Genomic DNA, 13,019 nt, shown 5'->3' with positions numbered 1-13,019 from the left:
CCCCGATCACCCGGCGCGTCACCGTGCTCATGGGCGGCTTCTCGGCGGAGCGCGACGTGTCGCTCAATTCCGGTGCGGCCGCCGTCAAGGCGCTGAAGGATTACGGCTACGTCGACGTCGCCGCCATCGACGTGCCGCGCGACGTGCCGGCCTTCGTGCAGGCGCTGGCCGAGACGAAGCCCGACGTGGTGCTCAATGCCCTGCACGGCCGCTTCGGCGAGGACGGCGCCATCCAGGGCATCCTGGACATGATGCGCATCCCCTACAGCCACTCCGGCCGGCTCGCCAGCGCCATCGCCATGGACAAGCCGACCGCCAAGCTGCTGTTCGCCCAGGCCGGCCTGAGCGTCGCCGAGGACCGCATCGTGGGGCGCGAGGAAATGCTGTCGGGCGTCGATCCGCTGCCGCGCCCCTACGTCATCAAGCCGCTCAACGAGGGCAGCTCGGTCGGTGTGCACATCATGCGCGAGGGCGACAACCACCGCTTCGCCGACGACGACTGGCCGTTCGGCGACAAGGTGATGGTGGAGGCCTTCGTGCCGGGCCGCGAACTGACCGTCGCCGTCATGGGAGATCGTGCGTTGGCCGTGACGGAGATCACAACCCAGCGCGGCTTCTACGACTATGATGCCAAGTACGCCGCAGGGGGATCCCTGCACGTTCTGCCGGCGGACATCGGTCCGGAGCTGACGGAACGTGCCATGGAGGTCGCCGTGCGGGCCCACCAGGCGCTCGGTTGCCGTGGCGTGTCGCGAACCGACATCCGCTACGACGGCGAGCGCCTCGTGATTCTCGAAGTGAACACCCAGCCCGGCATGACCGCCACGTCCCTCGTCCCCGAGCAGGCGGCCTTCGCCGGAATCCCGTTCCCCGCGCTGTGCCACTGGATGGTGGAGACCGCCGCATGCGACTGCTGAGCCTCGCCGTTCCCCTGCCGCCGCTCGACATCTTCCCGGGCCGCGGCGGCAAGAGCGTCAAGCGCACCGCCGCCCCGCGCCAGGGGGCGAGCGCCGCCGCCGCGCGCACCGTGCGTCGGCGCCGCCGGCTGCCGCGCGTCGACGGCCGCATCGCCGGTGCGGCGCTGCTGTCGCTGGCGGTGTCGCTGGGCGCGGCGTGGCTGGTCGGCTCCGGCGCGCTCGACCGCGGCATGGCGGCGAGCGGCTCGGCCGTCGCCACCGTCAGCCAGGGGCTCGGCCTGACCGTCAACAACCTGATGGTCGAAGGCCGCAACCGCACCGACGGCCGCGACATCCTGGCCGCCCTGAACGTGCAGCGCGGCGCCTCCATCCTCGACCTCGACATGCAGGCCGCCCGCGAAGCGCTGGAAGCCCTGCCGTGGGTGAGCAAGGCGGTCGTCTCGCGCCGCCTGCCCGACACCGTGCATGTCCGCATAGAGGAACGTACTCCCATCGCGTTGTGGCAGCGCGAGGACGGACAGTTCATGCTCACCGACGCCGGCGGCGCGGCCATTCCGGTGCAGGACGTCGGCACCTGGGGGCATCTGCCGGTGATCGTCGGCGGCGGCGCTCCGGCGGCGGCGGCGGAGTTGTTCGCCATGCTGAACGGCGAGCCGAGCCTCGCACCGCGCGTCAAGGCGGCCACCCGCCGCGGCGACCGCCGCTGGGACATCCTGCTCGACGACTTCGAGCACGGCATCACGGTGAAGCTGCCCGAAACCGGCGCCGCCGCGGCCTGGGCCCGCATGGCGCAGATCGAGCAGACCCACCGCATGCTGGCCAACGACCTGACGGAAATCGACCTGCGCCTCACCGACCGCGTCGTCGTCCGCCTGAACGGCGACGGCATCCCGGTCGGCGACCGGATGAAGGGCGGACCGAAGCTGAAAGCCATGCCGCTGCCCCTCGCCCCCGGCGCCGGCCGCGAGGCCTGAGAGAGAAAACGGAAGGAACGACCCAAGTGCCGTCGAAGGCCAAGACACGCACCGGAACGATCGCTGCGCTGGACGTGGGCACCACCAAGGTGGCCTGCTTCATCGCGCATGCGGACGACGACGGCAGCCTGCGCGTGCTCGGCGTCGGCCACCACCGCTCGCGCGGCATGCGCGGCGGCCAGGTCGCCAACATGGAGGAGCTGGAAGGCTCCATCCGCGCCGCCGTCGACGCCGCCGAGCAGATGGCCAACCAGCGCGTCGAAAAGGTGCTGGTCAACGTCAGCGGCGGCCAGCCGCGCTCGCAGAAGGTGGAAGTGGACCTGGCGGTCGCCGGCCACGAGATCCGCGAGCGCGACGTGCGCCGCATCCTGGAAGCCGGCCGCGCCCACCACGTCGGCGAGGACCGCGAACTGGTCCACTGCATCCCCATCGGCTACACCATCGACGGCACGCCGGGCATCGTCGACCCGCGCGGCATGTACGGCGACCGGCTGGGCGTCGACATCCACCTCGTCTCCGCCGCCGCCGGGGCGGTGCGCAACCTTTCCACCGTCGTCGAGCGCAGCCACCTGGAGATCGAGGCGCGCGTCGTCTCGCCCTATGCCTCTGGCCTCGCCTGCGCCGTCGAGGACGAGAAGGAGATGGGCGTCACCGTCATCGACATGGGCGGCGGCACCACCACCATCGCCGTGTTCCAGGACGGCCACATCGTCTACGTCGACAGTGTCGGCGTCGGCGGCAACCACGTCACCAACGACATCGCCAAGGGCCTGTCGACGCCGGTGGCCAATGCCGAGCGGCTGAAGACGGTGTACGGCAGCGTCATCGCCACCCCCGCCGACGACCGCGACCTGTTGAAGGTGCCGCTGGTCGGCGAGGAGGACGACACGACGCCCAACGAAGTGCCGCGCTCCATGCTGGTCCACATCGTGCGCCCCCGCGTCGAGGAGACGCTGGAGCTGGTGCGCCAGCACCTGGACCAGGCGGGGCTGCTGAAGGCCGTCGGCCCGCGCTGCGTCGTCACCGGCGGCGCGAGCCAGCTGGCGGGCCTGCGCGACCTGGCGGAAACCATCCTCGAAAAGCAGGTGCGCCTCGGCCGCCCGCTGCGCATCAAGGGCCTGCCGGAGAGCGTCTCCGGCCCGGCCTTTTCCACCGTCGCGGGCCTCGTGCGCTACGCCGCCTACGACCACGTGGAGACGCCGCAGCAGGCCGAGCCGGACGAACCGGCCGCCGCCGCCGGCAAGGCGCGCGGCGCCCGCAAGGGCAAGACCAAGGGCAGGAGCGGCTCCGGCGTCGGCGCCGGGATCGCACGGATCTCACAGTGGCTGCGGGAGAACTTCTGATGGCGGACAAGACCGAGTGGCGCATGTTGGACGAGTTCGGCCATCGCATCGCCGAGGCGTCCCCCGCGGAGCAGCCCGCCCACGACGACCGCGACACCATCCGTGCGCTGGGCGCCACCAAGCGCGCCGCCGCGGTGCTGTCGGCCATGATCTGGGGTCCGCCCGAGGGTGTCGATCCGGCGGTGGAAGGCCTGCTGCCCGAGCCGGTGGACGTGTCGGCGCCGAGCGCGCTCGACCTCGCGGAATCCGTGTCGCAGGCGGTCGCCCGCTGCTTCGCCGAGCCGGATGGGACCGAGGAATACCATCCCACTGATTCGGACCTGCGCATCGAGCACCACTCGCTCGCGCCGCAGCCGGAAAACGAAGGTGCATCAGAGGGTAGCGATGGCTTGACCGAGCAGGAACGCCACCTGCTGAAAGTCCTCTCCACACCTACGGAAAAGCCAGATCTTGCGCAGGGTGACGGAACCTTGCATGAACGCACCGAAGATTTTGCGAATGCACCGAAAAGCACGCTGAACAAAGAACAAAATCCTGGTACACATCTCCCCGTTCAGACGCACACGGAGGCTAACATGCCGATCAACTTCCATGCCCCCGAAGGCATCGGGGCGCAGCTGAAGCCCCGAATCACCGTCGTCGGTGTCGGCGGCGCCGGCGGAAACGCCGTGAACAACATGATTCTGAGCGGCCTCGAAGGTGTCGACTTCGTGGTCGCCAACACCGACGCGCAGGCCCTCAACCACGCGCGCACCGACCGCCGCATCCAGCTCGGCATGGACGTGACGCAGGGCCTCGGCGCCGGCGCCCGCCCCGACGTCGGCAATGCCGCGGCCGAAGAGAGCTACGACCTGATCGCCAAGGAGCTGGAAGGCGCCAACATGGTGTTCATCACCGCCGGCATGGGCGGTGGCACGGGCACCGGCGCGGCTCCCGTCATCAGCCGCATCGCCCGCGACATGGGCATCCTGACCGTCGGCGTGGTGACCAAGCCGTTCCAGTTCGAAGGCGTGCACCGCATGCGTCTGGCCGAGAACGGCATCGACGATCTGGCGCAGTTCGTCGACACCCTCATCATCATCCCGAACCAGAACCTGTTCCGCGTCGCCAACGAGCGCACGACCTTCGCCGACGCCTTCAAGATGGCCGACGACGTGCTGAACTCGGGCGTGCGCTCGGTCACCGACCTGATGGTGATGCCGGGCCTCATCAACCTCGACTTCGCCGACGTCCGCACCGTCATGTCCGGCATGGGCCGCGCCATGATGGGCACCGGCGAGGCCGACGGCGAGAACCGCGCCCTGCAGGCCGCCGAAGCCGCCATCGCCAACCCGCTGCTGGAAGACACCTGCATGCGCGGCGCCAAGGGCGTGCTCATCAACATCACCGGCGGCCCGGACGTCACCCTGTTCGAGGTCGACGAAGCCGCCAACCGCATCAAGGACGAGGTCGAAAGCCCCGACGCCCACATCATCTTCGGCTCGTGCTTCGACGAGGCCATGGAAGGCAAGATGCGCGTCTCCGTCGTCGCCACCGGCATCAACGCCGAGGCGATGGCCGGCCATCACCCGCAGCGCACCACCGTCGCCATGCCGGGCGCCCCGCGTCCGCAGCCGCTGACGGCGCCGGCCGCCGCCGCTGCCCCCGCCGCTCCGGCGCCGCAGCAGCCGACCGCCGAGGTCGAGCCGGTGGCCGCCCAGGCCGCCGCCCACGTCGCCGCCGAGGCGCCGATGCAGGCCCCGGCCGTGGTCGAGGAAGAGCAGCCGGCCGCCTTCCAGGCCACCGGCACCCACGGCGGCCTCGCCCGTCCGACGGCTCCGGCCGCGCCGCGCTTCACCCAGCCGCGCGACGTGTTCATCCCGCGCGCCCCGGTGACGCCGGGTTCGGCGGGCCACGCCGCCGCGCCGCAGCACCACCAGCCGGAGGCGTCGCGCGCCGCCGCCCAGCCGCAGGCCGCCGCGCCGCAGCCGGCACCGCGCCCGATGGCCGTGCCGCCGCGTCCGCAGCCGCTGCAGGGTAGCGCCCAGACCCGCACCTCCATCGAGCCGGAGGAGCACCGCACCCTGGCGCAGGGCCTGCTCGCCCGCATGACCGGCCTCGCCCGCCGCGCGACCCCGGCCGCGCCGCACCAGGAGCCGGAAGTGCGCACCCAGCACCACCAGCAGCCGCAGGCGCCGCAGGCCCGTCCGACGACGGAGCAGATGCGCCTCGCGGTCGACCCCGATGACCGGGTCCAGACCTCGTCGCAGGACGACGACGAACTGGAAATCCCGGCCTTCCTGCGCCGTCAGGCCAACTGACCGACGCGGCGCACCCGGCGGATGCCTCTGCCGGACGTCTGAACACAAACTTGTCGGCCCGCCCTCCCCGGGCGGGCCGATCCTTTTTCGCACTGCAACACTCCCTTATTCCCCTGCCGCGCCAAACGCCCGGCCCGCCGTAACAATCTGCAACAATGATTGATTTGTGCAGTTGCGGGATGGAGCGTTAGAAAAGCATCATCGAAAACCTGACAGATGCGGTGTCCCGCCTCGAACGCAATAACCGGAAAGACCAGGACCGGAACGTGCGAGTTGAAGAGGATCCGCCGAAGGGGAATGAATAATGTTCGTCGAGAACGCTCGGGAAGACATCGCCGACCGCAGTGCGCCGACCCGCGGTGAAGACCGCCCGGCGACTTACGCGCGCCAGCGGACACTGAAGAGCGCCATCTCGTGCACCGGCATCGCCCTGCATTCGGGCCAGAAGGTCACCATGACCCTGCAGCCGGCGCCGGCCGACACCGGCATCGTGTTCCGCCGCACCGACATCGCCGGCCGCAACGCCGAGATCCCCGCCCTGTGGAACACGGTGGCCGACAGCCGCCTGTGCACCGTCATCGCCAACGACCAGGGCGTCACCGTCGCCACCATCGAGCACCTGATGGCCGCGCTGGCCGGCTGCGGCCTCGACAACGTGGTGGTGGAGCTGAACGGCCCGGAAGTGCCGATCATGGACGGGTCCTCCGCCCCCTTCGTGTTCCTGGTGGAATGCGCCGGCACCGTCGAGCAGGACGCGACGCGCAAGGTCATCCGCATCCGCCGCGAAGTGGCCGTGCGCAACGGCGAGACCGTCGCCGCCCTGACGCCGGGCCGCGGCGGCCTGACGGTCGACTTCGAGATCGACTTCACCGCCCGCGCCATCGGCCGCCAGCGCGACGCCTTCCTGGTGACGCCAGCGACCTTCAAGCAGGACATCGCGCGCGCCCGCACCTTCGGCATGCTGGAAGACATTCCGAAGATGCGCGCCGCCGGCCTCGGCCTCGGCGGTTCGCTCGACAACGCGGTGGTGGTCAACGACGACCAGATCCTGAACGAGGACGGCCTGCGCTTCGGCAACGAGTTCGTCCGCCACAAGATCCTGGACGCCGTCGGCGACCTGGCGCTGGCCGGTCATGCCATCGTCGGCCGCTTCCACGGCGTACGCTCCAGCCACGCCCACAACAACAAGCTGCTGCGCGCCCTGTTCGCCGACCGCAGCGCCTGGACCCTCGAGCCCCTGCGCGCCGACGAAGCCGCCGGCGCCGCGGTGCCTGCGGCTGCCGCCCCGGTGCGCCTCAGCGCCTGAGGGCTACCAGTGTTTGAAAGACCGCTGGGATAGTGTCCTGGCCGGGCATGACAACCTGCTGATAGCAAAGAAGATTGTCATGGCCGGACTTGATCCGGCCATCCATGGCTCCGCGGACGGCTGCCGTGATGACGCCGCCCTCCACGGCCGCCGGCGTGCACGCCGTGGATGCCCGGCTCGGAGGCCTGGCATGACAAGTAATTGAAAAATCAGTGAAAATTGTCATGGCCGGGCTCGACCCGGCCATCCACGGCTCCACAGACGGCAGCCGTGATGACGACGCCCTCCACGGCCCGTGCGGTGCACGCCGCGGAGGCCCGGCCGCTCCCTTCCGACCGAGCTCCCCCCTTCCCCACCCCGCCACCACACTACCTGCTGACACCTCCCGCGCCGGTGGGGTATAGTGCGGCCGCTGCCGACCTGCCTGCGACCATTAGCGAGCCGAGATGACCGTCGAGTTCCGTACCTCCGCCGCCGGCCTCCGCTGGATGCGCCGCACCCTTCTCGCCACCGCCGCGGCGGTGGCGCTGGCCGCGTGCTCGTCCGACAACGAGCCCGACGCCTATGTCGAGCGCCCGGTGGAGGAGCTCTACAACATCGCCATGGCCGATGTCGGCGAGGGCAATTACGAGCAGGCCGCCAAGTCCTTCGACGAGGTGGAGCGCCAGCACCCCTATTCGTCGTGGGCCACGCGCGCGCAGCTCATGTCTGCCTATTCCTATTACGAGGCCGAGAAGTACGACGACGCCATCATCGCGCTCGACCGCTTCATCCAACTGCACCCGGGCAACCCCGATGTGCCCTACGCCTATTACCTGAAGGCGCTGAGCTATTACGAGCAGATCAGCTCCGTCGGCCGCGACCAGAAGATGACGCGCCTGGCCTACGACGCCCTGCAGGACGTCATCAACCGCTTCCCGACCAGCGAGTACGCCCGCGACGCCAAGCTGAAGCTCGACCTCACCGTCGACCACATGGCCGGCAAGGAGATGGACGTCGGGCGCTACTACCTGAAGCAGAAGCAGTACCTGGCCGCCGTGAACCGCTTCAAGTCGGTGGTGGAAGTCTACCAGACCACCAGCCACGTGCCGGAAGCGCTCTACCGCCTGGTGGAGGCCTATGCGCTGCTGGGCATGCAGACCGAGGCCATGAAGACCGCCGCCGTGCTGGGCCACAACTACCCCGGCAGCGAGTGGTACGAAGACGCCTATGCCGTCGCCCAGGGCGGCCAGCCGGTGACGGACACGGCGCAGGATTCCGGCTGGCTGCCCAGCCTGCCGGCCCTGTGGTAACGGCGACGCGGGAGCCATCATGCTCGTCAGCCTGTCGATCCGCGACGTCGTCCTGATCGACCGCCTGGACCTTCACTTCGAAGGCGGGCTCGGCGTGCTCACCGGCGAGACCGGCGCCGGCAAGTCCATCCTGCTCGACAGCCTCGGGCTTGCCCTCGGCGACCGCGCCGACAGCGGCCTCGTGCGCCACGGCGCCGACCAGCTGTCGGTGACCGCCGTATTCGACGTCGGCCCCGACCACCCCGCCCGCGCCATCCTGAAGGACCAGGGCCTGGATGCCGGCGAGGACGTGCTGACGGTGCGCCGCACGGTCAGCCGCGACGGCCGCTCGCGCGCTTTCGTCGACGACCAGCCCGCCTCCGTCGGCCTGCTGCGCCGGCTCGGCGACACGCTGGTGGAGATCCACGGCCAGTTCGAGACCCACGGCCTGCTCGACGCCACCACCCACCAGGGCGTGCTCGACGCCTACGGCGCGCTGGAGACCCAGGTCGCCGCCGTGCGCGCCGCCTGGAAGGCATGGCGCGAGAAGGCCAAGGAACGCGCCCAGGCGGAAGCCGACCTGGAGAAGGACCGCCAGGAAGAGGAAGCCCTGCGCCACGCGGTGGAAGACCTGCGCGCCCTCGGCCCCAAGGCCGGCGAGGAAGCGGAACTGGCCGACCGCCGCAGCCAGCTCATGCACGGCGAGCAGATCGCCGAGGGCCTGAACGGCGCGCTGGCCGCCGTCACCCAGACCGCCGACGTGGAAGGCGCCTTCCGCGGCGCCCAGCGGTCGCTCCAGCGCATCCTCGACAAGGCCGGCACCACCGTGCAGCCCATCCTCGACGCCCTCGACCGCGCCGCCATCGAGGCATCGGAAGCCCTGAACCTGCTGGAGAAGGCCGCCGGCGAGATCGACCTCGACCCGCGCCACCTGGAGCAGGTGGAGGAACGTCTGTTCGAACTGCGGGCGCTGGCCCGCAAGCACGGCGTCGACCCCGACGGGCTGCCCGACGTGCAGGCGCGGCTGGAGAAGCGGCTCGCGGCCCTTGAAGGCGGCGGCGCCGACATCACCCGCCTGATCCGCGAGGAACAGGCCGCCCGCCAGACCTACGTCGAGGCCGCCCGCGCCCTGCACAAGACCCGTGCCGCGGCGGCGAAGACGCTCGATGCCGCCGTCATGACCGAGCTGAAGCCGCTCAAGCTCGACAAGGCGACCTTCGTCACCCGTGTCGAGGAGCTGGAGGAAGGGTCCTGGAGCGCCGAGGGACTCGACCGCGTGGCCTTCGAGGTGGCGACCAACCCCGGCGCGCCGCCCGGCCCCATCGCCAAGATCGCCTCGGGCGGCGAACTCTCCCGCTTCACCCTGGCGCTCAAGGTGGTGCTGGCGAGCATCGGCCCGGTGCCGACCCTGGTGTTCGACGAGGTCGACGCCGGCATCGGCGGCGCCACCGCCGCCGCCGTCGGGGAACGCCTCGGCCGCCTCGCCGAACGCCTGCAGGTGCTGGTGGTCACCCACAGCCCGCAGGTCGCCGCCCGCGGCGCCCGCCACTACCGCGTCTCCAAGCACGAGCGCGACGGCCGCGTCGCCACCACCGTGGAGCGCCTGGACGCCGCCGCCCGCCGCGAGGAAGTGGCCCGCATGCTGGCCGGCGAGCGCATCACCGACGAAGCCCGCGCCGCCGCCGACAGCCTCCTGAACACGACAGCCGCATGACCGACACGACACTCCGCCAGAAGGACCCGGCCGACCTGACGCAGGACGAGGCGCGGGACGAACTGGCCGCGCTCGCCGCCGAACTGGCCGAGCACGACCGCCGCTACCACGCCGAAGACGCGCCGACCATCTCCGACGCCGAGTACGACGCGCTGAAGCAGCGCAATGCGGCCATCGAAGCACTCTTTCCAAAGTTGGTCCGCGACGACAGCCCGTCGAAGACGGTGGGCGCCGCCCCCGCCGCCGGCTTCGCCAAGGTGCGCCACCGCGTGCCCATGCTGTCGCTCGACAACGCCTTCTCGGAAGAGGACGTGCGCGACTTCGTGGCGAGCATCCGCCGCTTCCTGTCGCTGGCCGAGGACGACCCGCTCGACATCGTCGCCGAGCCCAAGATCGACGGCCTGTCCTTCAGCGCCCGCTACGAGAACGGCGTCTTCGTCCAGGCTGCGACGCGCGGCGACGGGCAGGAGGGCGAGGACATCACCGCCAACCTGCGCACGCTGGCCGACCTGCCCGAGCGCCTGAAAGGTGACGCCCCGGCGGTGCTGGAGGTGCGCGGCGAGGTCTACATGAGCCGCGACGCCTTCTTCGCCCTGAACGAGCGGCAGGAGGCGGCCGGCGGCAAGATCTTCGCCAACCCGCGCAACGCCGCCGCCGGCAGCTTGCGCCAGAAGGACCCGGAGATCACGCGGTCGCGGCCGCTGTCGCTGTTCGCCTATTCCTGGGGCGAGGTGGTCGGCTACGAGGCGACCACCCACTGGGCCTACCTGGAGCAGCTGCACGCCTGGGGCTTGCCGACCAACCCGCTGGCCCGCCTCTGCCGCTCGGTGGAGGAGGTGATGGACCTCTACCGCGAGGTCTACGAGCGGCGCCCGTCCCTGCCCTACGATATCGACGGCGTGGTCTATAAGGTCGACCGCATCGACCTGCAGAAGCGCCTGGGCTTCGTCAGCCGCAGCCCGCGCTGGGCCATCGCCCACAAGTTCCCCGCCGAGCAGGCGCAGACGGTGCTGGAGAAGATCGAGATCCAGGTCGGCCGCACCGGCGTGCTGACGCCAGTCGCCCACCTGACGCCGGTCACGGTCGGCGGCGTGGTGGTCAGCCGCGCCACCCTGCACAACGAGGACGAGATCAAGCGCAAGGGCGTGCGCGAAGGCGACACCGTGATCGTCCAGCGCGCCGGCGACGTCATCCCGCAGATCCTCGGCGTGGTCGAGGGCAAGCCGCGTGGTGCCGCGGACTACGAGTTCCCCCACGTCTGCCCGGTGTGCGGCAGCCAGGCCATCCGCGAGGACGGCCAGGTCGCGCGGCGCTGCACCGGCGGCCTGATCTGCAAGGATCAGGTGGTGGAGCGCCTGAAGCACTTCGTCTCGCGCGACGCCTTCGACATCGAAGGGCTCGGCGCCAAGCAGATCGAGCTGTTCCACGAGCGGGGCTACCTGAAGGCGCCGGCCGACATCTTCCGCCTGCGCGACCTGGAAACACCGGGGCAGAAGCGCATCAGCAGCCTGCCGCGCATCGGCGAGAAGTCGGCGCAGAACCTGTTCGACGCCATCGACGCCCGCCGCCGCATCGGCCTCGACCGTTTCGTCTATGCCCTCGGCATTCCGCAGATCGGCCAGGCCACGGCCCGCCTGCTGGCCCGCGTCTACGGCACCCTCGATGCCCTGGTGGAGGCCATGCGCGCCGCCGCCGACAAGGAGAGCGAGGCGCACAAGGACCTGATCGGCATCGAGGGCATCGGCGAGAGCATGGCCGACGACCTCACCGGCTTCTTCACCGAGCAGCACAACATCGACGTGCTGGAGGACCTGAAAGCGGCGGGCGTCGAGGTGCAGCCCTTCGAGCAGCAGGTGGCGAGCGACAGCCCCATCAAGGACAAGACCGTCGTCTTCACCGGCACCCTGGAAACCATGAGCCGCGGCGAGGCCAAGGCCCGCGCCCAGGCGTTGGGGGCCAAGGTGGCGGGGTCGGTGTCGAAGAAGACCGACCTGGTGGTCGCCGGCCCGGGCGCCGGCTCCAAGCTGAAGCAGGCCCAGGAGCTGGGCGTCGCCACCATGACGGAAGAGGAATTCCTCCGCCTGATCGGAGGATGACGGGGTCCCGTTCCACTTAAGCCCGCTGTGTTTTGCACTACATTCATACCAGCCATGAGCGTGAAATGGGTGGCGCGCCGCGCCGCCCTGCCCTATGTCTGGTGTCGCCGCCACGGCAGCGCCGATTTGATCTTCAGATTGCGGGCGCTCAACAAATGCAGCTAAAGCCGAAGCCGGTCCCGCTTTCCGACCGCCCGGCCCGTTGGCTGTGGCGGTTTTTGTTTGTGCCGAACCAACCACGGGAGACCGTTCCGGAATGCCGACCTTCACCGCCCTCCGCCCGCTCGCCGTCGCCGCCGTCTTCGCCGCCGCCACCCTGGCCGGCCCGGCCATGGCCGACACCAAGGACACCGTGCGCATCGGCGTCACCCCCGGCAGCCATGAAGAGGTGATGGAAGTCGTGCGCGAGGTCGCCAAGGAAAAGGGCCTGACGCTCGAGATCGTGCCCTTCACCGACTACGTGCTGCCGAACACTGCGCTCGCCGACGGCGACCTGGACGCCAACAGCTTCCAGCACCAGCCCTACCTGGACCAGCAGGTGAAGGATCGCGGCTTCGACCTGGTCTCCGTCGGCAAGAACTTCGTCGAGCCCATGGGCATCTACTCCCAGTCGGTGAAGAGCCTCGACGCCCTGCCCGAAGGCGCCCAGATCGCCATCCCCAACGACCCGACCAACGGCGGCCGCGCCCTGCTGCTGCTGGACGCCCAGGGCGTCATCGGCCTGAAGGACGACGTCGGCCTGACGCCGAGCCCGCTCGACATCGCCGAGAACCCCAAGAACCTGGAGTTCACCGAGGTCGATGCCGCCCAGCTGCCGCGCGTGCTGCCCGACGTCGCCGCCGCCGCCATCAACACCAACTACGCGCTGGAGGCCGGCCTCAACCCGCTGAAGGACGCCGTCGCCATCGAGAAGGCCGACAGCCCCTACGCCAACATCATCGTGGTGCAGGGCAAGAACGCCGACGCGCCGTGGGTGAAGACCCTGGTCGAGGCCTACCAGACGCCGAAGGTGCGCGAGTTCATCCTGGAGCGCTTCCAGGGCGCCGTCGTCCCGGCGTTCTGAGCCGCCCTTCCTTCCCTGAACGAGCAAGGCCCCGG

9 protein-coding genes are annotated in these 13,019 nt (G+C 70.2%); all 9 read left to right on the top strand.

Features of this window, described 5'->3' with window-relative positions; genetic code table 11:
- Positions 1-5: 5 nt before the first annotated feature.
- The 9 genes from CRP50_RS02840 (at position 6) to CRP50_RS02800 (ending at position 12,984) form a co-directional block, all read left to right on the top strand.
- Entirely contained in the window at positions 6-917 is a 912-nt protein-coding gene (locus CRP50_RS02840; protein WP_176525019.1) for a D-alanine--D-alanine ligase, read from the top strand.
- Positions 905-1,891 (top strand): cell division protein FtsQ/DivIB, encoded by a 987-nt coding sequence (locus tag CRP50_RS02835; protein WP_097277450.1) that lies wholly within the window; start codon positions 905-907, stop codon positions 1,889-1,891. The genes CRP50_RS02840 and CRP50_RS02835 overlap by 13 nt, the downstream gene beginning before the upstream one ends.
- Before the next feature lie 26 nt (positions 1,892-1,917).
- Positions 1,918-3,234: a cell division protein FtsA gene (gene ftsA, locus CRP50_RS02830; protein ID WP_245913340.1), complete on the top strand. Its 1,317-nt coding sequence runs from the start codon at positions 1,918-1,920 to the stop codon at positions 3,232-3,234.
- Positions 3,235-3,809: 575 nt separating this feature from the next.
- Positions 3,810-5,534, top strand: coding sequence for a cell division protein FtsZ (ftsZ, locus tag CRP50_RS02825; RefSeq protein WP_097277771.1), 1,725 nt, complete (start codon positions 3,810-3,812; stop codon positions 5,532-5,534).
- A 304-nt stretch (positions 5,535-5,838) separates the two neighbouring features.
- Positions 5,839-6,840 (top strand): UDP-3-O-acyl-N-acetylglucosamine deacetylase, encoded by a 1,002-nt coding sequence (lpxC, locus tag CRP50_RS02820; protein WP_097277449.1) that lies wholly within the window; start codon positions 5,839-5,841, stop codon positions 6,838-6,840.
- Positions 6,841-7,286: 446 nt separating this feature from the next.
- Positions 7,287-8,132 (top strand): outer membrane protein assembly factor BamD, encoded by an 846-nt coding sequence (locus CRP50_RS02815; protein WP_097277448.1) that lies wholly within the window; start codon positions 7,287-7,289, stop codon positions 8,130-8,132.
- 19 nt (positions 8,133-8,151) lie between these two features.
- Positions 8,152-9,825, top strand: a complete 1,674-nt coding sequence (recN, locus tag CRP50_RS02810; RefSeq protein ID WP_097277447.1) for a DNA repair protein RecN — start codon at positions 8,152-8,154, stop codon at positions 9,823-9,825.
- Complete coding sequence (gene ligA / locus CRP50_RS02805) at positions 9,822-11,921, top strand: NAD-dependent DNA ligase LigA (RefSeq protein ID WP_097277446.1); 2,100 nt, start codon at positions 9,822-9,824, stop codon at positions 11,919-11,921. Before recN ends, ligA begins: the two co-directional genes overlap by 4 nt.
- Before the next feature lie 256 nt (positions 11,922-12,177).
- On the top strand, positions 12,178-12,984 hold the full coding sequence (locus CRP50_RS02800) for a MetQ/NlpA family ABC transporter substrate-binding protein (protein WP_097277445.1): 807 nt from the start codon (positions 12,178-12,180) through the stop codon (positions 12,982-12,984).
- Positions 12,985-13,019 lie beyond the last annotated feature (35 nt).

It is taken from the genome of Caenispirillum bisanense, assembly GCF_900230255.1.
GTDB classification, from domain to species: Bacteria; Pseudomonadota; Alphaproteobacteria; order Rhodospirillales; family Rhodospirillaceae; genus Caenispirillum; species Caenispirillum bisanense_A.
The sequence above is the reverse complement of the archived record's forward strand: the minus strand, read 5'-3'. Positions and strand labels throughout refer to the sequence as shown.